This is a genomic window from Corynebacterium sp. H128, from assembly GCF_037482625.1.
Classification (GTDB): Bacteria; Actinomycetota; Actinomycetes; order Mycobacteriales; family Mycobacteriaceae; genus Corynebacterium.
The window spans coordinates 106,284-130,678 of the sequence record NZ_JBBHKW010000004.1 but is presented as its reverse complement, the minus strand read 5'-3'; the positions used below and the strand labels follow the sequence as shown (position 1 = coordinate 130,678).

The 24,395-nt window shown below is 57.8% G+C and carries 20 protein-coding genes and 4 tRNA genes; 20 read left to right on the top strand and 4 right to left on the bottom strand.

What is annotated here, in order from left to right; genetic code table 11:
- Nucleotides 1-5 precede the first annotated feature (5 nt).
- The 4 genes from menD to WG915_RS05355 all read left to right on the top strand — a co-directional run bounded on the left by menD (nt 6) and on the right by WG915_RS05355 (nt 4,115).
- Nucleotides 6-1,622: a 2-succinyl-5-enolpyruvyl-6-hydroxy-3-cyclohexene-1-carboxylic-acid synthase gene (menD, locus tag WG915_RS05370; protein ID WP_339564347.1), complete on the top strand. Its 1,617-nt coding sequence runs from the start codon at nt 6-8 to the stop codon at nt 1,620-1,622.
- 7 nt (nt 1,623-1,629) lie between these two features.
- Nucleotides 1,630-2,052: a DUF3592 domain-containing protein gene (locus WG915_RS05365; RefSeq protein WP_339564346.1), complete on the top strand. Its 423-nt coding sequence runs from the start codon at nt 1,630-1,632 to the stop codon at nt 2,050-2,052.
- A gap of 135 nt (nt 2,053-2,187) precedes the next feature.
- Entirely contained in the window at nt 2,188-3,387 is a 1,200-nt protein-coding gene (locus tag WG915_RS05360; RefSeq protein WP_339564345.1) for a glycosyltransferase family 4 protein, read from the top strand.
- 41 nt (nt 3,388-3,428) lie between these two features.
- Nucleotides 3,429-4,115 carry a demethylmenaquinone methyltransferase gene (locus WG915_RS05355; RefSeq protein ID WP_339564420.1) on the top strand — a complete coding sequence of 229 codons (687 nt, stop codon included), beginning with the start codon at nt 3,429-3,431 and terminating at the stop codon, nt 4,113-4,115.
- Here the strand turns inward: WG915_RS05355 and WG915_RS05350 are convergent.
- A complete protein-coding gene (locus tag WG915_RS05350; protein ID WP_339564344.1) occupies nt 4,112-5,350 on the bottom strand; it encodes a geranylgeranyl reductase family protein in 1,239 nt (412 codons plus the stop codon). The two genes, WG915_RS05355 and WG915_RS05350, sit on opposite strands and share 4 nt — an antisense overlap.
- 143 nt (nt 5,351-5,493) lie before the next feature.
- On the opposite strand from WG915_RS05350, the gene WG915_RS05345 reads away from it, so the two are divergent.
- The 16 genes from WG915_RS05345 (at nt 5,494) to WG915_RS05270 (ending at nt 21,778) form a co-directional block, all read left to right on the top strand.
- Entirely contained in the window at nt 5,494-6,564 is a 1,071-nt protein-coding gene (locus WG915_RS05345; protein WP_339564343.1) for a polyprenyl synthetase family protein, read from the top strand.
- Nucleotides 6,565-6,639: 75 nt separating this feature from the next.
- Nucleotides 6,640-6,724 (top strand) — tRNA-Tyr (locus tag WG915_RS05340).
- A gap of 284 nt (nt 6,725-7,008) precedes the next feature.
- A tRNA-Thr gene (locus WG915_RS05335) sits at nt 7,009-7,081 on the top strand.
- A gap of 41 nt (nt 7,082-7,122) precedes the next feature.
- Nucleotides 7,123-7,194 (top strand) — tRNA-Met (locus WG915_RS05330).
- 155 nt (nt 7,195-7,349) lie between these two features.
- Nucleotides 7,350-7,422: transfer RNA gene (locus WG915_RS05325), tRNA-Trp, on the top strand.
- A gap of 32 nt (nt 7,423-7,454) precedes the next feature.
- Nucleotides 7,455-7,781: a preprotein translocase subunit SecE gene (gene secE, locus WG915_RS05320; RefSeq protein WP_339564342.1), complete on the top strand. Its 327-nt coding sequence runs from the start codon at nt 7,455-7,457 to the stop codon at nt 7,779-7,781.
- A 137-nt stretch (nt 7,782-7,918) separates the two neighbouring features.
- Nucleotides 7,919-8,719, top strand: coding sequence for a transcription termination/antitermination protein NusG (nusG, locus tag WG915_RS05315; RefSeq protein ID WP_339564341.1), 801 nt, complete (start codon nt 7,919-7,921; stop codon nt 8,717-8,719).
- A gap of 201 nt (nt 8,720-8,920) precedes the next feature.
- Nucleotides 8,921-9,355, top strand: coding sequence for a 50S ribosomal protein L11 (rplK, locus tag WG915_RS05310; protein ID WP_339564340.1), 435 nt, complete (start codon nt 8,921-8,923; stop codon nt 9,353-9,355).
- A gap of 73 nt (nt 9,356-9,428) precedes the next feature.
- Complete coding sequence (rplA, locus tag WG915_RS05305; protein ID WP_339564339.1) at nt 9,429-10,133, top strand: 50S ribosomal protein L1; 705 nt, start codon at nt 9,429-9,431, stop codon at nt 10,131-10,133.
- Between the two features lie 301 nt (nt 10,134-10,434).
- Nucleotides 10,435-10,875: a CD225/dispanin family protein gene (locus tag WG915_RS05300; RefSeq protein ID WP_339564338.1), complete on the top strand. Its 441-nt coding sequence runs from the start codon at nt 10,435-10,437 to the stop codon at nt 10,873-10,875.
- Nucleotides 10,876-10,930: 55 nt separating this feature from the next.
- Nucleotides 10,931-11,287, top strand: coding sequence for a DUF2752 domain-containing protein (locus tag WG915_RS05295; RefSeq protein WP_339564337.1), 357 nt, complete (start codon nt 10,931-10,933; stop codon nt 11,285-11,287).
- 266 nt (nt 11,288-11,553) lie between these two features.
- Nucleotides 11,554-12,072, top strand: a complete 519-nt coding sequence (gene rplJ / locus WG915_RS05290) for a 50S ribosomal protein L10 (RefSeq protein ID WP_339564336.1) — start codon at nt 11,554-11,556, stop codon at nt 12,070-12,072.
- An 86-nt stretch (nt 12,073-12,158) separates the two neighbouring features.
- Nucleotides 12,159-12,545: a 50S ribosomal protein L7/L12 gene (gene rplL, locus WG915_RS05285; protein ID WP_339564335.1), complete on the top strand. Its 387-nt coding sequence runs from the start codon at nt 12,159-12,161 to the stop codon at nt 12,543-12,545.
- Nucleotides 12,546-12,892: 347 nt separating this feature from the next.
- A complete protein-coding gene (locus WG915_RS05280) occupies nt 12,893-13,834 on the top strand; it encodes a DUF3068 domain-containing protein (RefSeq protein ID WP_339564334.1) in 942 nt (313 codons plus the stop codon).
- A 339-nt stretch (nt 13,835-14,173) separates the two neighbouring features.
- Nucleotides 14,174-17,674 (top strand): DNA-directed RNA polymerase subunit beta, encoded by a 3,501-nt coding sequence (gene rpoB / locus WG915_RS05275; RefSeq protein ID WP_339564419.1) that lies wholly within the window; start codon nt 14,174-14,176, stop codon nt 17,672-17,674.
- A gap of 120 nt (nt 17,675-17,794) precedes the next feature.
- Entirely contained in the window at nt 17,795-21,778 is a 3,984-nt protein-coding gene (locus WG915_RS05270; protein WP_339564333.1) for a DNA-directed RNA polymerase subunit beta', read from the top strand.
- A 109-nt stretch (nt 21,779-21,887) separates the two neighbouring features.
- Here the strand turns inward: WG915_RS05270 and WG915_RS05265 are convergent, their stop codons facing one another.
- From WG915_RS05265 to WG915_RS05255, 3 genes are all read right to left on the bottom strand, one after another.
- Nucleotides 21,888-22,517 carry a DUF1707 SHOCT-like domain-containing protein gene (locus tag WG915_RS05265; protein WP_339564332.1) on the bottom strand — a complete coding sequence of 210 codons (630 nt, stop codon included), beginning with the start codon at nt 22,515-22,517 and terminating at the stop codon, nt 21,888-21,890.
- A 225-nt stretch (nt 22,518-22,742) separates the two neighbouring features.
- Nucleotides 22,743-23,039, bottom strand: a complete 297-nt coding sequence (locus tag WG915_RS05260) for a hypothetical protein (protein WP_339564331.1) — start codon at nt 23,037-23,039, stop codon at nt 22,743-22,745.
- Between the two features lie 2 nt (nt 23,040-23,041).
- On the bottom strand, nt 23,042-24,199 hold the full coding sequence (locus tag WG915_RS05255) for an inorganic phosphate transporter (RefSeq protein WP_339564330.1): 1,158 nt from the start codon (nt 24,197-24,199) through the stop codon (nt 23,042-23,044).
- Nucleotides 24,200-24,395: the final 196 nt, after the last annotated feature.

Below are 24,395 nucleotides of genomic sequence, written 5' to 3'. Positions count from 1 at the left end.
CAGCTATGAACGCTGTGGATGTTGCATCTCGAGTTGTCGCCGAACTAGTTGCCTCCGGCATGACGGATGTAGTGGCCAGCCCTGGCTCAAGAAACGCGCCACTGCTCATGGCTTTGGCTGATTCTCCCTTGCGGCTGCATATGCGTATCGACGAGCGCAGTGCCGCCTTCTTGGCGCTGGGCATGGCTCGCGTCCAGCGCAGACAGGTTGCGGTAGTGATGACCTCTGGCACTGCAGTGGCAAACACATTGCCGGCTCTCATTGAAGCGCGGCTATCTGGCACCCCGCTGTTGATCCTTTCCGCAGATCGGCCTCGCTATTTCGTAGGTACTGGTGCCAGCCAAACCATCGAACAATTCGGGCTATTTGAGCCATATGCGAAGACCTTTGGGGTGGACGTCGATACGCGCGCGGAAACTGCGGCCGCGACGCTGCGACGCGCCTTGGCCTACCCGCAGGCCCACGTCAACATTGCTTTCCGCAATCCACTGGTTGGGCCAGCGGTGACAACGGAGGCGGGGGAGCATGCCATCGAGCTACGTGCCGCGGATTGGGGAGTAGCGGACATCGATGTGAGCGAAGATACGCTTGTGATCGCCGGTGACGGAGCCTGGGCGGTGCCGGGTCTGGAAGACGTGCCCACCATTGCGGAGCCGACCGCTCCGGCACCCTATAACCCGATCCATCCGCTCGCGGCCACCGTGTTTTCAAAGGAACAGATTTCCGGCGAAGGGCACGTTGTCAGCACTCGGCCCAAGCAGATCATCCTGGTGGGCCATCCGACGCTGCATCGTGGGGTGCTGCAGCTCGCGCAGGATGCAGATGTGGATATCACCGTGTTGACGCGGACCAAGGACTACCACGATCCCACCGGTGTAGCCCGCCGAGTCGCGTCGCGTCTCAACGTGACGGGTGAGCCAACAAAGCAATGGCTGAAGATCGCTGCTGCGGCTTCCGAACTGGCGGCGGATGCAGTTCGGGATGGGCTGGAAAAGTCCGAAGAATTCACCGGCCTTCATGTCGCTGCCGCCGTAGCCGATACGCTAGCCGTCGGCGACAGCATCCTGATCGGCGCATCAAACCCGATCCGCGACCTCAGCTGGGTCGGAATGCCTTTCGACGGCGTGGCTGCCTACGCCCCGCGCGGCGCTGCGGGTATCGACGGCACAGTGAGCCAAGCCGTAGGTGTGGCATTGGCAACTCAGGCTGCACACCCCACGGAGATTCGAGCCCCGCGTACCGTGGCGCTGATGGGAGATGTGACTTTCCTGCATGACATCGGTGGCTTGCTCATTGGTCCTGAGGAGCCACGCCCAGAAAACCTCACCATCGTGGTGGCCAATGATAACGGCTGCGGCATTTTTGAAACGCTCGAGCAGGGGGCCCCGGATTATCGCGATCGATTCGAGCGCGTCTTCGGTACCCCACATGATGCTCAGCTGGCTGAGCTATGTGCCGGCTACGGTGTGGCCCATACCCAAGTGGAGAGTGTGCCGGAGCTAATAGCTGCGCTCGTCGATGCCACGGACGGTCCGCCGTGCTTCCAAGTGATTGAAGCGAAAACCGGGCGATCCTCGCGTCGTGAACTCCACGAAGCGATCACCGCTGCGGTGGCGTGGTAGTAGCCGTATGAATGTGCATCGTCGGGTGACCCAATTAGTACTTGCGCTGTATATCTGCGCGGTGATTGGTTGCGCCGCCATGGTGCTTGGGCCGCTACTCAACGATCGGGATATCGCGGAGAATCGCGGGCGCGCCCTAGCTCGTGTGACTTCAGTCTCTAGTTTCCGGACTACGGTGGATTACCAAGACGAATCCGGTATCTTTCATACACCCCGCGCTGGCGTGCTCTATCCAGGCGGCCTGGGGGCGGGACAGCGCGTCTGGGTGGAATATTCCAAAAGTAACCCTGAACTGGTCAAAGTGGAAGGGCGTGCCTGGACCTTGGCATTGCTGCCAGCCTTGAGTATTTGGGCGGTTGCAACGGGGATTTTCGCCGCGCTGCTCGCCCTACTCAGCTGGTGGCGTCGCCGCCTTGGGATCACAGTTTAAGCCTGCGCTCAGTGCGAGTCGTTTGCGGGAGGTCTAGGATCTCACACAGTGAGGTGCGAAACGTTCGCTTGAATGTTTCCTAACCTTAACCTTGCGACAAGGTATTGGTGGTTTTCAAAGGAGAGTATTGCTCACATGCGAGTAGCGATTGTGGCGGAGTCCTTTCTTCCAAACGTCAACGGCGTAACCAATTCCGTGCTGAGGGTGTTGGAACACCTTAAGCGTGAGGGGCATGAGGCGCTGGTTGTTGCCCCGGGCGCACGAGACTTTGAAGAAGAAATTCCGGATTACCTAGGTTTTGAAATCTTCCGCGTACCCACCATCATGGTGCCTCTGATCAACTCCCTGCCGATCGGCATTCCGATACCGGCAGTTACCCAGGTACTGCGGAACTTCCAGCCGGACATCATTCACTTGGCATCCCCATTCGTCCTGGGTGGGGCAGGAGCGCTCGCTGCACGACAGCTCCGCATACCTGCCATCGCGATCTACCAGACCGATGTCGCCGGCTTTGCCACCAAATACAAGCTCACCCCGTTGGCGGCAGCTAGCTGGGAATGGACCCGCACTTTGCACAACATGTGCCAACGCACCCTCGCCCCATCCTCAGTGACAATCGCCGAGTTGGAGTCACACGGCATCAACGAGATTTACCACTGGGGCCGTGGCGTGGATACAGAGCGCTTCCACCCTGGGAAGCGCTCCGAAGAGCTGCGTACCGCGTGGGATCCCACGCGCTCAAAGCGTATCGTCGGCTTCGTGGGGCGCTTGGCTGCAGAGAAAGGCGTGGATCGGCTGGTCTCTCTGGCGCATCGGGAAGACCTGCAGCTAGTGATAGTCGGCGATGGCCCCGAGCGTTCCAATTTGGAGAGGTTGCTTCCCACCGCAGTGTTCATGGGGGCACTCGGCGGCGAAGAACTATCCAGGGCTTATGCCAGCCTTGATCTGTTTGTGCACACCGGCGAGTTTGAGACCTTTTGTCAGGCTATTCAGGAGGCGCATGCTTCCGGGGTGCCCACCATTGGGCCTCGTGCTGGCGGGCCGATCGACTTGATCACACCAGGCGTCGATGGTGATCTGCTAGAGGTAGCAACATTCTCCACAGATCTTCCGGCTGCTGTGGACACTATCCTGGATCCGCGACGCTATGACCGCTACGCTGCGGCCTCTCTCAACAGTGTGCGCTCGAAGAGCTGGGAGAGCCTGTGTGAGCAGCTCCTCAAGCACTACGACGAAGTTATCGAGCTTTCCAAACGCGTACCGCTGACCTTCTTTGGGCCACGGCCAGAGCTGCCGCTGTGGGCTGCGAAAGCACTAGGCGCACGCATTCACTAGGAGCGCGTTCCGCTAGTCTGAAGAGCGTGGCTAAAAAAGGAATCAAGGCAACGCTGGACAAGCAACCAATCGACGTCGCGCGGATGTTTGACCAGGTGGGCAAAAACTACGATGTGACAAACACGGTGCTTACCCTGGGGATTGACTCTTATTGGCGTCGCCGTACCCGGGAGCGTCTCGCGCTTAAGCCGGGCGAGCTGGTCTTGGACTTGGCCGCCGGCACCGCGGTGTCCACGGTTGAACTGGCAAAGTCGGGTGCGGACTGTATTGCTTGTGATTTTTCTCTCGGTATGCTGGCAGCTGGCCAGCATCGCGACGTGCCGAAGGTCGCGGGTGATGGCATGCAGCTGCCCTTCCCGGACAACACTTTCGATGCCGTCACCATCTCCTACGGTCTCCGCAACATACATGATCATGAAGCCGCAATCCGGGAACTGGCTCGAGTTACTAAACCAGGGGGCCGCCTGGCTATTGCCGAGTTTTCCACGCCAATCGTGCCAGTATTCTCGCAGGCCTATCGACTCGTATTGCGGGTGCTGCCAGCGATTGCGCGGGCTGTTAGCTCGAATCCAACGGCCTACGAATACTTAGCGGATTCCATCCGCGCTTGGCCCGAACAAGCAGCCCTGGCGCGCAAGATCAATGCCAACGGCTGGGAGAACGCAGGCTGGCAGAATCTCACCTTCGGTATCGTTGCTCTGCACTCAGCGAAGAAACCCGCCGCTTAGCTCCATAACGGCGCCGCGCCCCGCGTGCCTGTGAGGACGTGCCCGGCCCCTCGCCATACCCGGGCCACTACATCGCGGTCGGCCTCCGTGACGAGATTGCCCATCAGGCGCGCCGCTGAACGCATGATGATCGGGGTGCGCAGCCCCAGTGGGCCCACCAGCGGCAGGAACTGTGGGTACGTTAGCGCGCGCGCCAAGGTGCGCGCGAGGAGGAATGCCTCGCCGTAGCGTTCCCGCAACTGAAATGGCCACAGCAGGGTGAAATCCTTCTCTGTGCTGCATAGCTGCGCTGCCATGGCGGCGGTTTCAAGCGCATAGTCGATGCCTTCCCCGTTGAGCGGATTCACGCAGGCTGCGGCATCGCCGATGAGGAGCCAGTTGGGGCCGGAAACCTGTGACACGGCACCTCCCATCGGGAGCAACGCGGAAGCTACCTTTGTGGGCTCGCCCAGCTGCCACTGTGTTCGCACTGAGCTGGCGTAGGAGTGTAGAAGCTTCTTAGTGTTGACCTTTGCTGGTCGCTTGTCTGTGGACAGCGCGCCACAGCCCACGTTTGCTTCTCCTGTGCCGAGTGGGAAGATCCAGCCGTATCCAGGCTGGGCCACGCCGCTGTCATCGCGCAGCTCCAGGTGAGAGTGAATCCACGGTTCTTCAGAGAATGGCGTGGAGCAGTAGGACCTAGCGGCGATGCCGTATACCTCTCCGCGGTGCCACTGGCGTCCAAGCAGCTTGCCGAAGGTGGAGCGGACGCCGTCTGCGACAATGACGTGGCGGGGCCGCACCTGCTTCTCGACGCCCTCGTGCAACACCGTCACGGAACTAATACGGCCGCCTTTGAGCACCGGAGCCTCCGCCTGTGCCCCCAGCCACGCGGTGACGGATTCTTGGGCGAGCGCATGTTGCAGCAACAGGTGGTCGAAGTCAGTGCGTTTGCAGGCGGAACCGATCTGCCCGAACTCTGAGTCTGGCCAGGGCGCGGCCACTGAACCACCGAAACCATGCAGCTTGAGACCATGCGAGGTGTAAGTGGCGGCGAGTTGCTCCGCCAGGTGCATTTGGCTTAGCTGGTGCATAGCGCGCGGAGTGAGGCCATCGCCGCAGGTTTTGTCGCGCGGGAACTCTTGGGCGTCGATAAGCAGGACGCTCAGGCCGCGTTGGGCCGCGAAGAACGCTGCGGCGGAGCCAGCGGGGCCGGCGCCGATGATCAACACATCCGGGGTGAGGGAAGAAGTCACACACCCATTGTGGCAAGGAGCGCGAAGAAACACTCACCCGGGGTGTGTATGCGAGAATTGTTTGAGCTACCGTATAGAGCTAACTAGTCATTTTCTGACCCCACACCGTTAGGGGCAGCGACCAAGATCGAGGACAGCGACCAATGAGCAACGGCCAGGCCTCCGCGCCGACCTCTGGCTATCAGCCAGAACAGCTAGTCACTCAGGTGACCGCGGCGGATGGAAACGTCCCACAGATATCGCTAGGGGATCCAGAGCTTAGTGAAGCTGTGTCGAAGGGCCTTGCCCAGGTTGAACAGCTGCTTCAGGATGAGCTCTCCCGTGGCGAAGACTTCGTTATTGACAAGGTGCTCCACCTTACCGAGGCCGGTGGCAAGCGTTTTCGCCCCATGTTCGCCCTAATTGCGTCCCAATACGGTGTGCGCCCCGGCTCCGATGATGTTATCCAGGCTGCCACCGTGGTGGAAATGACCCACCTGGCGACCCTCTATCACGACGACGTGATGGATGAAGCCGACAAGCGTCGTGGTGTGGATTCCGCAAACGCCCGCTGGAACAACTCGGTAGCAATCCTCGCCGGCGACATTCTGCTGGCCAACATTTCGCGCATCATGGCCAACCTGGGTGTGGAAACCGTTGCGCACTTCGCGGAGACGTTCCACGACCTAGTAACTGGGCAAATGCGGGAGACCGTGGGGGCGGGTGGTGGCGATGAAATCGAGCACTACATGGCCGTTATTCGCGAAAAGACGGGCGTCCTCATCGCATCCGCTGGCTACCTCGGGGCATTGCACTCTGGGGCACCTGATGAGATTCGGGATGCGCTGTATCGCTACGGCTATGACATCGGCATGGTGTTCCAGATTGTGGATGACATCATCGATATTTTTTCCGACTACACCCAGTCTGGCAAGAACCCCGGCACCGACCTGCGCGAAGGCGTGTTCACCCTGCCAGTGCTCTACGCACTTGCGGAGCAAACCTCGGTCGGCCAGCAGCTGCGAGCCAAACTCACCGGGCCCATCGGTGAAGACGATGCTTTGCTCACTGAGGTGCTGGCGCTGCTGGAGCAGTCCACCGGCCGCGAGCGGGCGCTTGCCGACGTCCATGCGCTCCTCAACAATGCTGAAGAGCAACTCGCACTGTTGCCGGCTGGCCCGGCCACAGAAGCATTAGCGACATTGGCGCGTATGACCGTGGCTCGTGTCGGCTAGTTTAAGGCTGTTGACCAGCTGATTTGCTCTTTGGTGTGGGGTTCATAGTAATGTATCTATCGCACCTTGGTGCATGCCAGATTGCCCGAGCGGCCAAAGGGAGCGGATTGTAAATCCGTCGGCATTGCCTACGTTGGTTCGAATCCATCATCTGGCACCAAGTAAGAACCCGCCTGACTCACGTGTGAGGGAGGCGGGTTTTGTGTTTCACGCGCTCGGTGATCATGATTTCACCATCATGATTAACTGAGTGGCGGCGTGTTTGGGATCGAGGTAGCACGACTGCCACTCTCACAATCATCATCGTGAAATCATATTCGCCGAGTGATGTGAAAAACTAACCCTGACCACCTGATTTGTGTTAGCGCAAACAATGCGGTTATTCTACTCAAGGCTTCAACGAGAGCAGGCAGGTAATACTGCCACGGCACAAGAAGAAGCTGTGCCCCCTTAGCTCAGTCGGCAGAGCGTTTCCATGGTAAGGAAAAGGTCGACAGTTCGATTCTGTCAGGGGGCTCTGTTCTTTTTCTAGGCTTCAGGCCTTAGGAAGATGAACGTGGCGGTGTAGCTCAGTGGTAGAGCAAACGACTCATAATCGTTGTGTCGCGAGTTCAATTCTCGCCATCGCTACCGAGACTGGAAAGAATCTGTCCTTGCGCCCAGCGCAGGGACTATTTTTGCAAGGTCTCAACGCTAAGTCACCTTGGTGGCTGCACCTGATGGTTTGAAATCGGGGCGGCGTAAGCTAAAGTGGTTCCGTACTGCTCATCAAGAGTGGTGCATGAAGGGGCGTAGCTCAATTGGCAGAGCAACGGTCTCCAAAACCGTAGGTTGCAGGTTCGATTCCTGTCGCCCCTGCAAGGAAACCTTCATTGGATCAAGGAGCTTAAGTGACTGAAGATCGTCAGCCAGACAATGTGGCGGCAGCTGCTCGCCCAACTGGTAAGCGTCAGCTCACTGGGGCATCCACCTCTTCCACGCAGGTTGCGGCTAAGAAAGCTGCGCGCAAGGAAGCGGATAATGAGAAACTTGGCGGTGGCGTCGTAGCTTTCATGCCTGAAGTAGGCACGGAGCTGAAAAAGGTCATTTGGCCGACCGCCAAGCAAATGGCCGTGTACACCGCTGTGGTGTTTGTGTTCCTGATCCTGATGACTGCCCTCGTATCAGGGGTAGATTTCCTCGCAGGCCTCGGAGTTGAGAAAGTCCTCGTTCCGTAGTTAGAATCTAAAAAGACTTAAAACATCCCGCCGATATCCCGCAAGGGTACGGCGGGATAATTTTATTGCATGAAGCCGCGCGGTAGGATGGTTGGAAGGCCAGACCCGCTGAACTTAACTTGGAGCGAAAGTACACAATGAGCGACGAATTTACGCCTGAGGCTGACGTCAACACGGACCTGAACGAGGCAGCCCAGGTTGCCGACGAGAAGGAGCTGGCTGCCGACGCCCAGCTCGCACAAGCCGCTGAGGCTCTGGGTGACACTGAAGGCTCTGCAGAGGACATCGCGCTGGCAGAATACAAAACCCGCTTGCGTGCCTATGTGCGCGAGCTGAAGAAGCTGCCCGGCCAGTGGTACATCATCCAGTGCTACTCCGGTTATGAAAACAAGGTGAAGACGAACCTCGACATGCGTGCTCAGACGCTTGAGGTAGAAGACTCCATCTACGACGTTGTTGTTCCTATCGAAGAAGCAACCGAAATTCGCGATGGCAAGCGCAAGCTGGTCAAGCGCAAGCTTCTTCCGGGCTACGTATTGGTGCGCATGGACATCAATGACCGCTCTTGGTCTGTAGTGCGCGATACCCCAGGTGTTACCTCCTTCGTTGGCAACGAAGGCAATGCGACCCCTGTGAAGCACCGCGACGTGGCTAAGTTCCTTATGCCGCAGACCGCACCGGCCGAGGGCGACGCCGAGGCTAACAACGCCGAAGGCGAAAAGGTCATCGCGCAGCCGATCTCCGATTCCGCCAAGGCTCCACAGGTTGACTTCCAGGTGGGCGAAGCTGTCACCATTCTCACAGGTGCCCTCGCATCGGTTTCCGCGACCATCTCTGAGATCGACGCTGAAAATGGCAAGCTCCAGGCATTGGTCTCCATCTTTGGTCGCGAGACCCCAGTCGAGCTCACATTTGACCAGGTGGAGAAGATCTCCTAGCACTGGATTTCTTGCAGCCCGCCGTCGAAAAGCGCAATTTGTTTCGAGGGCGGGCTGTGGCGTAGGGTAGTACCTCGCGCGTCTATTCTGATGCGCTCACATTCATCTCCCCGGTGGCTTGGTAAGGCCAGGCATCCGGACGCAATCACAGCAAGCATCGAAGGCTGTGATTATGCGGTACCACGGAAAGTAGGTAATTCGATGGCTCCGAAGAAGAAGGTCACTGGCCTCATCAAGCTCCAGATCCAGGCGGGCGCTGCTAACCCAGCTCCTCCAGTTGGCCCAGCACTTGGTGCGCAGGGTGTCAACATCATGGAATTCTGCAAGGCTTATAATGCTGCAACTGAATCCCAGCGTGGCAACGTTGTCCCTGTTGAGATCACCGTTTATGAAGACCGCTCCTTCACCTTCAAGCTGAAGACCCCTCCTGCTGCAAAGCTGCTGCTGAAGGCTGCTGGCCTGCAGAAGGGCTCCGGCGTCCCGCACACCCAGAAGGTTGGCAAGGTCACCATGGATCAGTGCCGCGAGATCGCCACCACCAAGAAGGAAGACCTCAACGCTAATGACGTCGAGGCAGGCGCAAAGATCATCGCCGGCACCGCCCGCTCCATGGGCATCACCGTCGAAGGCGCTTAATTCACAGCACTAACCGTGGAAGGGCCAGCTTACGGCCCGTTTCACCACAATTTTTCGCAAAGGAAAAATCCAAATGAGCAAGAACTCTAAGGCATTCAAGGCTGCTGCCGAGCTTATCGACGCCGGCCGCATCTACTCCCCAATCGACGCTGCAAAGCTCGTCAAGGAGACCTCCTCTAAGAACTACGACGCTTCTGTCGACGTTGCTATCCGCCTGGGCGTAGACCCACGCAAGGCTGACCAGCTGGTCCGCGGCACCGTAAACCTGCCACACGGCACCGGTAAGTCCGTTCGCGTTGCAGTCTTCGCTGCAGGCGAAAAGGCTACCGAAGCTGAGGCAGCAGGCGCAGACATCGTTGGCACCGACGAGCTGATCGAGCAGATCAACGCAGGCACCATCGACTTTGACGTCGCAATCGCCACCCCAGATCAGATGGCAAAGGTCGGCCGCGTAGCTCGCGTCCTCGGCCCACGTGGTCTGATGCCTAACCCTAAGACCGGCACCGTCACCAACGACGTAGCTAAGGCTATCGAAGAAGTCAAGGGCGGCAAGATCTCTTTCCGCGTTGACAAGGCTTCCAACCTGCACGCTTTGATTGGCAAGGCTTCCTTCGATGCTGAGAAGCTGGCTGAGAACTACGGCGCTCTCATCGACGAGATCCAGCGCCTCAAGCCTTCTTCCGCAAAGGGCATCTACATTCAGAAGATCACCCTTTCTTCCACCTCGGGCCCTGGCATCCCAGTTGACCCATCGGTTCAGAAGAACTACGCAGGCTAGTCTTTAGCTGATCCGCGCTACCGCCATTCCCTTACTGGGGGAGGCGGTAGTTTTCGTTTTGGGCAAAAGTGGTTTTCCTTGCCTTGCGGCGAATTTGCGTAGATTTGCTCATAGGCAATGGACGTTCTGCAAATGTTTCCGATTTGTTACTCACTGTTTTGAGGTGCAGAAACATGTCGAACCTACATCGAAATACTTAGTCCCGCCTAAAAGATACGAGGACACGGGTTAGCAACCTTGCTAATGTGTCGCTTGCGTGAAAAGTTAAATGACTGACGTTTCAACTATTTAGGATTAACCAATGACCACACCGCAGAACCCGTTCAATGGCGACAACAACAACTCGGGCCAGGGAGACGCAACGCCATATGGTGGCGCCTCCTACGGTCAGGATGCAACAGGCGCGGCTAACAACAACGCCTATGGCACCGCAGGTAGCTACCCAAATGCTAGCTACGCAAACCAGCAGCCAGCGGGCGAGCGTCCCCAGAATTACCTGGTGTGGGCGATTCTCTCCACCGTCTTGTGCTGTCTGCCAGCGGGCATCGTGTCCATCATTTTTGCCACCCAGGTGAACAGCAAATACGACCAGGGGGATTATGCAGGCGCTCTTGCATCCTCTAAGAAGGCCAAGAATTGGGCCATCATCTCCGCTGTAATCGGCGTCATTCTGATCATCATCAGCATCATCTTGCAGGTTGTTGCAGGCGGCCTCGCCGGTTACGATACATCTTCGATGTAATTTGAGATCTCTCGCAGCTCATCCAGTAGCGCCGCTGTTAGTAGGGGGTGTTGCGGTGTGTAGCTGCATGGCCATCGCGGCTGCAGACCCCGCCACTCCAGGCGGGGTCATTCCTGTTTGCCCTACCAAAGCCCTCCTGGGTATCAACTGTCCTGGATGCGGTTCAATGCGCATGATCCAGTGCATCTCACAGCTGAGGTTTAATGATGCGCTGCGGTACAACGCACTCGGTTTTCTGTTCGTCCTGCTTCTGGCCTGGAGCTGGGGAGCGTGGATGCTGAGAACCCGCGGCTTTATGGTCGCAGACTGGTTGAACTGGCGTTTTGCGCCACAATTCGTGCTCGTGTTGACCATTGCCTGGTTTGTCATTCGGTTGCTCCCATTCGAGCCGTTCCTGCATCTCAGGGTCTGAATTTGTTTTTGCAGTATTGGGAAGATAAAGTATCCCAAGAAGTTTGAAACGTCGCGATGCGGCGTATCTCAAGTTTCACCGAAGACCGTCGGTCACCTTCCAACAGGAAGGTCGAAGGAGTTCTTAACCGGAACCGGCCCACGCAGGAGTAACTAGAGTCCATCCTCAAGTAATTGAGTGTTGTGCCCTGTGCTCTTGCACGGGGCTTTTCTTATGGGAAAGCCTCGGCGGACAACGTTCATATACATGAGGAAGGAGGCGAAGTAATGGCAAACGCAAAGAACACTGCTGCTCTGGCAGAGCTGAAGGAGAAGTTCGAAGGTGCTAACTCGATCGTTTTGACCGAGTACCGCGGTCTAACCGTGGCACAGACTACCGAACTGCGTCGTGCTCTGGGCTCTGATGTTCAGTACTCCGTCGCCAAGAACACCATGATCAAGCTGGCTGCTAAAGAAGCCGGCGTTGAAGGTCTTGATGATCTCCTTACCGGTCCTACCGCTGTTGCCTTTATCAAGGGCGAGGCTGTAGATGCTGCTAAGGCACTGAAGAAGTTCGGTGGCGACAACAAGGCATTCGTGGTCAAGGGTGGCTACATGGATGGTAACGCTCTGAGCGCAGCTCAGGTCGATGCTATCGCCGAGCTGGACAACCGAGAGACCACTCTCGCGAAGCTGGCAGGCGCCATGAAGGGCAACTTGGCAAAGGCTGCAGGCCTGTTCAACGCTCCTGCTTCCCAGGTCGCACGCCTCGGCGCTGCGCTGCAGGAAAAGAAGCAGGGCGAATAATCTGCTCCGGCAGATTCGCATTTAAACCACATACTTCACCACCGGCCCTTCACTACTAGGGCTGACAAACGAAAGGACTTGCCATCATGGCTAAGCTCACCAAGGACGAGCTCATTGAAGCTTTCAAGGAAATGACCCTCATCGAGCTCTCTGAGTTCGTTAAGGAATTCGAAGAGGTCTTCGAAGTTACCGCTGCTGCTCCAGTTGCAGTTGCTGCTGCAGGCGCTGCAGGCGGCGAAGCTGCTGCTGCAGAAGAGAAGGACGAGTTCGACGTCGTTCTCGAGGACGCTGGCGCAAAGAAGATCGGCGTTATTAAGGCTGTCCGCGAGCTCGTCTCCGGCCTGGGCCTGAAGGAAGCTAAGGAGCTCGTTGAGGGCGCACCTAAGGCTATCATCGAGGGCGCAAACAAGGACGACGCTGAGGCTGCAAAGGCTAAGCTCGAAGAGGCTGGCGCAAAGGTTACCCTCAAGTAATCTCGCTTTAACTTCGCATTACCCGCTGTCCCTGGTTTCAGGGCGGCGGGTTTTGTCTTGCCTTTTGGTTTTGTGGACTATTGCTTCCTCGGGAATCGCGTGAGGCGGGGAGTGGGGCCCTGCCAAGATCCGACTTTCATATTTCGACCACAGCACTTCACACTCCGCACTGTCCTGGGCAAATGCAAACGCTCCCAGCTGAAAGTCGGATCATGAAAGTCGGAATTCGGCGAAAACCAAGGCCAGCCCGTCTTTGTGGAATCAAGGGCCGCGCTGTCAGCATTCCATTGCGCAAACCCCGCCACGTGTGGTTCGACATCCCAAGTAGCCCAGGTAACATGTTCAGCATGCTTCCTAAGTCCCGAATTTTTTCCGCGCTTCTAGTGGGCCTGGGTGCCATGCTGCTTGCGTGGGGACTGCTCTCTCCCTTTTTCCTGCATTTTGACGGCAGGATGCCACTTGACCTGCGAAACACCACTTTCACGTTGCAGGATGAACAGGCAAAGACTCGCATCCCGCAGCAGGAGCGGACGGTGACAGCACCTGTTACTCGTCAGTATCACGCGGAGTTTATGGATCCGGTGGATACGAATTCGGTTACGGCGCGGATCGGCGTGAGTACGCTGCGCGAAAGCAATCAGGCGGATCTGGATCGACTCATTGAGGCGAGCGTGTGGAGCTACCGGCTGGATCGCTACACCGGTGATGCTATGACGGAGGCCACGATGTCGGACCAGCCGGCGAGTGCCGCTAAGCAGGTGCCGGTTGATTCGTTGTGGGTGAAGTTTCCGGTGAAGTCCCAGCAGACCACATATCAGGTTTTTGACGTCACCTTGCGCAAGCCGGTTGCGGCTGAGTTTGCTGAGGAGATGGAGATTGACGGGCGCACTGTCTATCGCTATCGGCAGAATATCGAGCCGACTAACGTCGCGATGAGCTATGCGGGCCCGTTTAATACCATCACGCTCCCGGACGGGGAAAAGGCCTACCTGTTCCATTCGGGTACCCGAGACTATTTTGTGGACCAGAAGTCTGGCCTCGTGGTGGACATCCATGAGCAAATCGACGACTTCTACGGTTCGCGCTCCGGCGAGAAGAAAGAGCAGCAGTTGCTTTTCGACGGCCAACTGAGCGAAGAATCCCGTAGTCAGATGCTCGCTCAGGCAGCGGACATCAAAGATGGATCGGTTGCGAGAATGCTGAATTGGGTGGCGATTGGGGTCGGCATGCTATTCCTTGTCATTGGTTTGGCAGGGGTGTTTGGCATCTTTAAACGCCGGAAAACGTGACGGGCAGAGCCTGACTTGAGGCGTGTCTGATGTGCGTGCTTGGATGCTGTGTTACAGTGCCCGCAACGCATTCGGATTGCAGCACCACAAAGGTTGAGCGTTCGCCTTTACTTCCAACGGTTTCTGATATAGGCTGTTTCTTTGCACTGGAATCTTTGGCCAGTTTTTTAGAAAGACCTTGACAAGCGGAACTAAAAAGCCGATTTGACAAGGTCATTCCGTGCTATCTGGATGCGAGTTGCGTTCAGGGCTCGAACTGGCTGATTCCTTAAGCAGACCGAATGCTCAAAGTAAGTGATTAGCGCCCTTTACCCACTTTAGGGGTGCTAGTTGCGTGAGGTGCTGGAAGGACGCATCTTGGCAGTCTCCCGCCAGACCAAGTCTATGGCCGAAATCCCTGGAGCTCCGAAGCGATACTCGTTCGCTAAAGTTACGGAGCCAATCGAGGTCCCTGGTCTTTTGGACCTTCAGCTCGAATCTTTTGCATGGCTCGTCGGCACGCCGGAATGGCGTGAGCGTATGCAAGCAGAAGTCGGCGAAGGCCAAAAAGTAACCAGCGGTCTCGAAGACATTCTTGATGAGTTGTCCCCGATTCAGGACTACTCCGGAAATATGTCGCTTTCCTTGTCTGAGCCTCGTTTTGAAGAGGTTAAGCACTCTATTGATGAGTCCAAGGACAAGGACATTAATTACTCCGCGCCGCTGTACGTCACCGCGGAATTCGTCAACAACGAAACCGGTGAGATTAAGTCTCAGACCGTTTTCATTGGCGATTTCCCGATGATGACGAACAAGGGCACGTTCATCGTCAACGGCACCGAGCGTGTCGTTGTCTCCCAGCTGGTGCGCTCCCCAGGCGTGTACTTCGATGAGTCCATCGATAAGTCCACCGAGCGTCCGCTGCATGCTGTGAAGGTGATTCCTTCTCGTGGTGCATGGCTGGAATTTGACGTCGATAAGCGCGACACCGTTGGTGTGCGTATTGACCGCAAGCGTCGCCAGCCGGTGACCGTCCTGCTGAAGGCTTTCGGCTGGACCACCGAGCAGATCAAGGAGCGCTTCGGCTTCTCCGAGATCATGATGTCCACCCTGGAGTCCGACGGTGTGAGCAACACCGACGAGGCACTCCTGGAGATCTACCGCAAGCAGCGCCCAGGCGAACAGCCTACCCGCGACCTTGCGCAATCTCTGCTGGACAACTCCTTCTTCCGTGCGAAGCGCTACGACCTGGCGAAGGTTGGTCGCTACAAGATCAACCGCAAGCTAGGACTTGGCGGCGACCACGACGGTCTGATGACGCTGACCGAAGAGGACATCGCCACCACCATCGAGTACCTGGTGCGTCTGCACGCCGGTGAAACCTCCATGACCAGCCCAAACGGCGAAGTCATTCCGGTGGAAACCGACGACATCGATCACTTTGGTAACCGTCGCCTGCGCACCGTTGGCGAACTGATTCAGAACCAGGTTCGTGTTGGCCTGTCCCGCATGGAGCGCGTCGTTCGCGAGCGCATGACCACGCAGGACGCTGAGTCCATCACGCCTACCTCCTTGATCAACGTTCGCCCGGTTTCTGCTGCGATTCGTGAGTTCTTCGGAACTTCGCAGCTGTCTCAGTTCATGGACCAGAACAACTCCCTGTCGGGCCTGACGCACAAGCGTCGTCTGTCCGCACTGGGCCCAGGTGGTCTGTCCCGTGAGCGTGCTGGCATCGAAGTGCGAGACGTGCACCCATCTCACTACGGCCGCATGTGCCCAATTGAGACTCCAGAAGGCCCGAACATTGGTCTGATCGGCTCGCTGTCTTCCTACGCCAAGGTCAACCCATTCGGTTTCATCGAGACGCCATACCGCAAGGTAGAAAACGGCGTGCTGACTGATCACATCGATTACCTGACCGCGGACGAAGAAGACCGCTTCGTGGTGGCGCAGGCCTCCACGTTGTATGACGAGAACGGCAAGATCACTGAAGATCGCGTCGCAGTTCGTCTGAAGAACGGCGATATCGAGGTCGTACAGTCCACTGATATCGACTACATGGACGTTTCTCCTCGTCAGATGGTTTCCGTGGCAACCGCCATGATTCCATTCCTCGAGCACGACGACGCTAACCGTGCCCTCATGGGTGCGAACATGCAGCGTCAGGCTGTGCCACTGGTTCGTTCCGAGGCCCCATATGTGGGCACCGGTATGGAAAAGCGCGCCGCTTATGACGCAGGCGACCTGGTCATCTCCAAGAAGGCCGGCATTGTAGAGAACATGGCTGCGGACTTCATCACCATTATGGGTGATGACGGCATCCGTGACACCTACATGCTCCGCAAGTTCCAGCGCACTAACCAGGGCACCTCTTACAACCAGAAGCCTCTCGTTGACATGGGTCAGCGTGTAGAAGCTGGCCAGGTGCTCGCAGACGGTCCTGGTACCGCCAATGGTGAAATGGCCCTCGGTCGCAACCTGCTCGTGGCATTCATGCCATGGGAAGGCCACAACTACGAGGACGCTATCATCCTGAACCAGCGCCTGGTGGAAGATGACATCCTGACCTCGATCCACATCGAGGAGCACGAGATCGATGCTCGCGACACCAAGCTTGGTGCCGAAGAGATCACCCGTGAGATCCCAAATGTTTCTGAAGACGTGCTCAAGGATCTCGACGAGCGTGGCATCGTCCGCATCGGCGCCGACGTCCGTGACGGCGATATCCTCGTGGGTAAGGTTACGCCGAAGGGCGAGACCGAGCTGACCCCTGAAGAGCGCCTCCTGCGCGCCATCTTTGGCGAGAAGGCCCGCGAAGTCCGCGACACCTCCATGAAGGTGCCACACGGTGAGACCGGCAAGGTCATCGGCGTGCGACGCTTCTCCCGCGAGGACGATGACGACCTCGCGCCAGGTGTCAACGAAATGATCCGCGTCTACGTGGCACAAAAGCGCAAGATCCAGGACGGCGATAAGCTCGCCGGCCGTCACGGCAACAAGGGTGTCGTGGGCAAGATCCTGCCGCAGGAAGATATGCCATTCATGCCTGACGGCACCCCAGTGGACATCATCCTGAACACCCACGGTGTGCCTCGTCGTATGAACATCGGCCAGGTTCTGGAAGTCCACCTTGGTTGGCTCGCAGCTGCGGGCTGGCACGTTGACCCTGAGGACATCAAGAACGCCAAACTGTTGGAGACCTTGCCAGAGGAGCTCTACGACGTTCCGGCTGGTTCGCTCACCGCAACACCAGTGTTCGACGGTGCTTCTAACGATGAACTGGCAGGTCTGCTGGCTAACTCGCTGCCAAACCGTGACGGCGAAGTCATGGTTAATCAAGACGGCAAGGCAGTGCTGTTCGACGGTCGTTCCGGCGAGCCATTCCCGTACCCAGTCTCTGTCGGCTACATGTACATCTTGAAGCTGCACCACTTGGTTGACGAGAAGATCCACGCTCGTTCCACCGGCCCTTACTCCATGATCACCCAGCAGCCACTCGGTGGTAAAGCCCAGTTCGGTGGCCAGCGCTTCGGTGAAATGGAAGTGTGGGCGATGCAGGCATACGGCGCCGCCTACACCCTGCAGGAGTTGCTGACCATCAAGTCTGATGACGTGGTTGGTCGTGTGAAGGTCTATGAAGCCATCGTGAAGGGTGAAAACATCCCTGACCCTGGCATTCCAGAGTCCTTCAAGGTGCTCCTCAAGGAGCTGCAGTCGCTGTGTCTTAACGTGGAGGTTCTCTCCGCCGATGGCACCCCGATGGAGCTCGGCACCACCGACGACGACGAGTTTGACCAAGCCGGTGCCTCCCTCGGCATCAACCTGTCCCGCGACGAGCGTTCCGACGCCGACATCGCGTAGCTCACGGTCTTTGCCGCTTTTCGACGGCCACTGGTTTGCACACTGTGGCCGTCGAAAAGCGAAAAGGCAAACACGCATTAGTTCTTTAGAAACCCAAGACATTTAGGGAAAGGGAGTTACGTGCTCGACGTCAACTTCTTCGACGAGCTCCGCATTGGGCTCGCCACTGCCGACGACATCCGTCGTTGGTCCAAGGGCGAGGTCAAAAAGCCTGAGACCATCAATTACCGTACTTTGAAGCCAGAGAAGGACGGCTTGTTCTGCGAGCGCATCTTCGGTCCAACGCGTGACTGGGAATGTGCCTGTGGCAAGTACAAGCGAGTCCGCTACAAGGGCATCATCTGTGAGCGCTGTGGCGTTGAGGTCACCAAGTCCAAGGTGCGACGTGAGCGCATGGGACACATTGAGCTCGCCGCTCCGGTAACCCACATTTGGTACTTCAAGGGCGTTCCGTCCCGCCTGGGCTACCTGCTGGACCTCGCTCCAAAGGACCTAGAGCGCATCATCTACTTCGCTGCCAACATCATCACCAGCGTTGATGACGAGGCACGCCACAATGACCTGACCACTCTGGAAGCAGAAATGCTCCTGGAGAAGAAGGACGTTGAGGCAGACATGGAGTCTGAGATCGCCGACCGCGCGCAAAAGCTGGAGGAGGACCTTGCTGAGCTCGAAGCAGCAGGCGCCAAGGCTGACGCACGCAAGAAGATCCAGAACGCGGCTGAAAAGGAAATGCAGCATATCCGCGAGCGCGCAGAGCGAGAGATCGCCCGCCTCGAGGAAATCTGGCAGACCTTTGTCAAGCTTGCTCCAAAGCAGATGATCATCGACGAGACCATCTACACCGAGCTCGTTGACCGTTACGAGGATTACTTCACCGGTGGAATGGGCGCTGAGGCGATCCAGAATCTCATCCGGGGCTTCGACCTCGATGCAGAAGCTGAAGAGCTGCGCACCATCATCAACGAGGGCAAGGGCCAGAAGAAGATGCGTGCCCTGAAGCGCCTGAAGGTCGTCGCGGCCTTCCAGCGCTCTGGCAACGATCCTGCTGGCATGGTGCTTGATTGCATCCCTGTGATCCCGCCAGAGCTCCGCCCAATGGTGCAGCTCGACGGTGGTCGCTTCGCAACCTCCGACCTCAACGACCTCTACCGTCGTGTGATCAACCGCAACAACCGTTTGAAGCGCATGATCGACCTGGGTGCCCCAGAGATCATCGTCAACAACGAAAAGCGCATGCTGCAGGAATCTGTGGACGCGCTCTTCGACAACGGTCGTCGTGGACGTCCGGTCACCGGACCAGGCAACCGACCACTGAAGTCCCTGTCTGACTTGCTGAAGGGCAAGCAGGGTCGTTTCCGTCAGAACCTGCTCGGTAAGCGCGTGGACTACTCCGGTCGTTCCGTTATTATCGTCGGCCCACAGCTGCGTCTCCACGAATGTGGTCTGCCTAAGCTGATGGCACTGGAGCTGTTCAAGCCATTCGTGATGAAGCGTCTGGTGGAGAACGATTACGCCCAGAACATCAAGTCCGCCAAGCGCATGGTGGAACGTCAGCGTCCAGAGGTGTGGGATGTGCTGGAAGAAGCCATCTCCGAGCACCCAGTGATGCTGAACCGTGCACCTACCCTGCACCGCCTTGGCATCCAGGCCTTCGAGCCTGTGCTGGTGGAAGGTAAAGCTATTCAGCTGCACCCGCTGGCCTGTGAAGCATTCAACGCCGACTTCGACGGTGACCAGATGGCAGTTCACCTGCCACTGTCCGCCGAAGCGCAGGCAGAAGCACGCGTGCTGATGCTTGCCTCGAACAACATCCTGTCTCCGGCATCCGGTAAGCCACTGGCCATGCCACGTCTGGACATGGTGACCGGCCTGTACTTCCTGACCCTAGACAAGAAGGAAGACGAATTCGGCGGCCAAGGCGCTTACCAGCCAGCAACCGCTGACGGTCCTGCCCAGGGTGTTTACTCCTCGATGGCAGAAGCCATCATGGCTTATGACCGCGGTGTACTTGGGCTGCAGGCTGAGATCAAGGTGCGTATTTCGCACCTGCGTCCGCCAGCAGACTTGGAAGCTGAGCTCTTCCCAGAGGGTTGGAACAAGGGCGACCGCTGGTTGGCCACCACCACCCTTGGCCGCATCATGTTCAACGAGCTGCTGCCATGGAACTACCCATACCTTGAGGGCGTTATGGTCCGTAAGGGTGGCGGCAGTGACAAGATCATGCTCGGCGACGTTATCACTGACCTTTCTGCGCGTTACCCAATGATCACCGTGGCGCAGACCATGGACAAGATGAAGGACGCTGGCTTCTACTGGGCAACCCGTTCCGGTGTGACCATCACCATGTCCGACGTTTTGGTGCTGCCGAACAAGGACGAAATGCTGGACCGCTACGAGGCCGAGGCCCGTACGATCGAGACCAAGTTCCAGTTCGGTAAGCTCACCGCCCGCGAGCGCTACGATCGCCTGGTTGAACTGTGGAAGGACGCCACCGACGAAGTCGGTAAGGCTGTCGAGGAACTCTACCCAGATGACAACCCGATTCCTATGATCGTGAAGTCCGGTGCTGCAGGTAACATGCGTCAGATCTGGACGCTTGCTGGCATGAAGGGCATGGTTGTGAACTCGAAGGGTGACTACATCACCCGACCAATTAAGACCTCCTTCCGTGAAGGCCTTACGGTGCTCGAGTACTTCAACAACTCTCACGGTTCCCGTAAGGGTCTGGCCGATACCGCGCTGCGTACCGCAGACTCTGGCTACCTGACCCGTCGTCTGGTCGACGTCGCACAGGACGTTATCGTTCGCGAAGAAGACTGTGGCACCCGCCAGGGCGTCCGCGTACCAGTGTCCGAGAAGTCTGGCGATAAGTTTGTGCGCCATACCCTCGTGGAGACTTCCGTTTCTGGTCGCGTGCTGGCAGCTGATGCCACCAACGCAGCCGGTGAGGTTGTCTTGCCAGCGGGCACTGACTTGGGCGAGCTTCAGATCGACGCGCTTGTCGACGCCGGTGTGGAAATGATCAAGGTTCGCTCCGTGCTTACCTGTCAAACGCCTACCGGTGTATGTGCGAAGTGCTACGGCAAGTCCATGGCCTCCGGACATCAGGTAGATATCGGTGAGGCTGTCGGCATCGTTGCTGCACAGTCCATCGGTGAGCCTGGTACTCAGCTGACCATGCGTACCTTCCACCAGGGTGGTGTCGGTGGCGACATCACCGGCGGTCTGCCACGTGTGCAGGAACTCTTCGAGGCCCGCGTTCCTAAGAACCGCGCCCCGATCGCTTCTGTCGCAGGTAAGGTACACCTCGATGATGAGGGCAACTTCTACACCCTGACGATCGAGCCAGAAGACGGCTCGGACAATGTTGTGTACGAGAAGCTCTCCAAGCGTCAGGGCTTGGCGATGATCAAGGTGCCAATGGAGTCGAATCCAGACGCCATGATCGAGCGCACGCTGCGTGAAGGCGACCGCGTCGAGGTGGGCGACCGCCTCCTGCGTGGCCCAGCCGATCCACACGACGTGCTCGAGGTCCTCGGTCGCCGTGGAGTGGAGCAGCACTTGATCGACGAAGTGCAGGCCGTGTACCGCGCCCAGGGTGTGGCTATTCACGACAAGCACATCGAAATCATCATCCGTCAGATGCTGCGTCGCGGTACCGTCATCGAATCCGGTTCTACCGAATTCCTGCCGGGTACCCTTGTTGATCTCTCCGAAGCAAAGCGCGCCAACGCCCAGGCAATCGCCGACGCTGGTCAGCCTGCCGAGCTGCGTTCCGAGATCATGGGTATCACGAAGGCTTCGCTGGCAACCGAGTCGTGGCTGTCTGCGGCTTCCTTCCAGGAGACCACCCGCGTGCTTACCGACGCCGCAATCAACAAGCGTTCGGATAAGCTCATTGGCCTCAAGGAGAACGTGATCATCGGTAAGCTAATCCCAGCTGGTACCGGTATCTCGCGCTACCGCAACATTTCGGTCAAGCCAACCGAAGCAGCACGTAACGCCGCGTACTCGATCCCAACCTATGGTGATTCGATTTACGGCGATGACGGCTACGGTGAGTTCACCGGTGCCTCCGTGCCTCTGGATGAGACTTACTAGTCTCCTTCTGCGGTCTGCATAACAATCAGCCCCGCTAGTCATAACTCCCAGTGGGTGGGAGCGACTAGCGGGGCTGATTCTTTAGATAAAAGAATGTTGGCGCTGAATCTCAGATGCGGGGCACTCGCCTCACATCCACGCCACCCATGAGTGCGAGGCCCGTTATTCGCACAGTCGGGGCATCATGTGGGATATCAGCCATTGCTAGGCGAACCTGCTTGTCATCGATGACCCCAAAACCGCCCATGAGCGCAACGCCGTCGCAAATGATCCGAACGTCTTCTGGAACAATAATGTCCACACCACCCATAACGGCGAAGGCGTTGATGGTTACCTTTTGTGCGGCAAAGCGAGCCTGGCGCAGGTCCAAAGAGGTACCACCCATGACTGAAATCGACAGGTGGCTTGGAGCTATGGTCCACACACCCTTCTTTTCGGTGCCGGACATCAGCGCAACACTGAAAGAGTCTCCGGCATCACCAGCGCTAATGGGCTGCCGACTTGGCACCACTGCGTGCGTCTGGGGGACAGCAACTTCACGCCCCAAGAACAACTCCGGATTGGGCATGAGATCTTGTAGGGGAGTAGCAAGCTCATCTCGGTAAGTTGCACTAGTAACTGCGTGTGAGCGTTCGTCGAACTCGGCGAAATTCAATTGCCCGTTCGTCATCGCCTCACTGAGGTAGGCAAGAACCTTGTTGCGTTCGGCGTCGGTGGCACGGATTCGAGGGTTGTTCATAACCTTAAGTCTATGCCGGGCTGCCGGACTATTTCTCGCGTGTGTCCTGCCCGGTGCCCGGGTTGTTCAGTACGACGAGGGGAATCAAAACCTCGTTGGCATCCTGGTGAAACCAATTCTTGACGATGGTTAACATTGCTTTTGCCTCCTTCGAGGTAGTTCGGTGTTAGAAACGATAACACCAGAATAGCAAAGAATTAACGCCTTGTTAACCGTTTGTTCACTTTACTTCATTTCGGTGCCAAATAAGTCGACCCCAAAGTGGTGGAAAACTACTGCCTTGGCGATCCAAAAGATGCCCACTATCACGGCTGCGATGATGATTCCGAAGATCACTACCGAGAGTGCGCGCTGCACGGGGGTGGCATCCTTCGTGTGTGTCACGCTGCCGTCCTCGTTGATCACGCCCGTGCCGGAGGCGAAGCGAATCCCCAGCGCAAACAGGGCGGGCAGTCCCGCGCCGAGCACTAGGCCACCCAGCAGTACATTGAAGATATCGGCGAGCATAGTCTGAAAGCTCATGGCTACTTGCCTTCCCAATCGGCGTTGACGTTAGAGGCGTTCACCGGCTCCTTAAAGGAGCGGATGAGGATGGCCGTGGTCATAGCCAGCAGCACTGCGAACGCGGCGATGATGCCCACCAGCTCAGTGGACAGTGCCCCCACATAGTGGGCGATGGCCCAACACAGTGCCCCCACGGCGGCGGCAGCGGGCAGTGTAATGACCCAAGCGATGGCCATTCGTCCCGCCACACCCCAGCGGACCTCGGCCCCGGAACGGCCCAGTCCCGTGCCCATGATCGAGCCCGTAGCAACGTGCGTGGTAGACAGTGCCATACCAAAGTGAGAGGAGGTCAAAATGATAGCGGCAGAAGACATCTCCGCGGCCATGCCCTGTGGCGGATCGATCTCTACCAACCCTTTGCCCAGGGTGCGAATCACGCGCCAACCGCCGGTGTACGTGCCAGCGGCAATGGCAATGGCACAAGCTGCCTTGACCCATAGCGGGACCTCGGCGGCGGCGTCGATATGCCCGGTGGCGATGAGCGCGAGCAGGATCACGCCCATGGTCTTCTGGGCGTCGTTTGTGCCGTGGGCCAGGGATACAAGGGCTGCCGAGCCGATCTGGCCCAGGCGGAAGAAGTGGTTCTTGCGTTCCTCCACCACGTGGTTCGTCAGCTTGTATACGATCCAGGTGCCCACGGTGGCCACGGTGCCCGCCACTACGGGGGCCGCGATCGCCGGAATGGCCACCTTTGCTGCCACTCCGGACCACAGCACGCCGTCCATGCCCAGTGATGCGACGGCGGCACCGATGAGGCCGCCGAACAGGGCGTGTGAGCTAGACGAGGGGAGCCCCAACAGCCACGTGAACAGGTTCCAGGTAATCGCGCCGATCAAGCCAGCGAAAACTACGATAAGGAGCTGGTGCGCGTCGTAGCTATCGGCGAGGTTAAAGCGCTTCAGGTCCACGATGCCCTTGGCCACGGTAGCTGCCACTTCCACCGAGAGGAACGAGCCGACCAGGTTCAGGCCAGCGGACAGCATTACGGCCGTTTTCGGGCGCAGTGCGCCCGTTGCGATCGAGGTCGCCATGGCGTTGCCGGTGTCGTGGAAGCCGTTGGTGAAGTCAAACACCAGGGCCGTGATGATAACAATGAGTAGGACGATTAATTCAGTCACAAGATTCCAGCGTGCAGAGTTGGGAGAGGTGTGAACCTATTGGCAACGCCGAGTTCACCCTTAATTAACCTCTAATGTTACAACCTCGCGCGCGAGGAAATGTAACGCAGGCGGCCAACTGCACTATTGGTGAGGAAATTCGGCGCGCCGAATGGGCGTTTCCTGGCGTCGAAAAGCGTGGCGGAAGCGTATAGGG

Bases quoted from the DNA above. Each gene is read 5' to 3' on its own strand.
- menD (WP_339564347.1), top strand. From the start codon at position 6: ATGAACGCTGTGGATGTTGCATCTCGAGTTGTCGCCGAACTAGTTGCC.
- WG915_RS05365 (WP_339564346.1), top strand. From the start codon at position 1,630: ATGAATGTGCATCGTCGGGTGACCCAATTAGTACTTGCGCTGTATATC.
- WG915_RS05360 (WP_339564345.1), top strand. From the start codon at position 2,188: ATGCGAGTAGCGATTGTGGCGGAGTCCTTTCTTCCAAACGTCAACGGC.
- WG915_RS05345 (WP_339564343.1), top strand. From the start codon at position 5,494: ATGAGCAACGGCCAGGCCTCCGCGCCGACCTCTGGCTATCAGCCAGAA.
- nusG (WP_339564341.1), top strand. From the start codon at position 7,919: ATGAGCGACGAATTTACGCCTGAGGCTGACGTCAACACGGACCTGAAC.
- rplK (WP_339564340.1), top strand. From the start codon at position 8,921: ATGGCTCCGAAGAAGAAGGTCACTGGCCTCATCAAGCTCCAGATCCAG.
- rplA (WP_339564339.1), top strand. From the start codon at position 9,429: ATGAGCAAGAACTCTAAGGCATTCAAGGCTGCTGCCGAGCTTATCGAC.
- WG915_RS05300 (WP_339564338.1), top strand. From the start codon at position 10,435: ATGACCACACCGCAGAACCCGTTCAATGGCGACAACAACAACTCGGGC.
- rplJ (WP_339564336.1), top strand. From the start codon at position 11,554: ATGGCAAACGCAAAGAACACTGCTGCTCTGGCAGAGCTGAAGGAGAAG.
- rplL (WP_339564335.1), top strand. From the start codon at position 12,159: ATGGCTAAGCTCACCAAGGACGAGCTCATTGAAGCTTTCAAGGAAATG.
- WG915_RS05280 (WP_339564334.1), top strand. From the start codon at position 12,893: ATGCTTCCTAAGTCCCGAATTTTTTCCGCGCTTCTAGTGGGCCTGGGT.
- WG915_RS05265 (WP_339564332.1), bottom strand. From the start codon at position 22,517: ATGAACAACCCTCGAATCCGTGCCACCGACGCCGAACGCAACAAGGTT.
- WG915_RS05260 (WP_339564331.1), bottom strand. From the start codon at position 23,039: ATGAGCTTTCAGACTATGCTCGCCGATATCTTCAATGTACTGCTGGGT.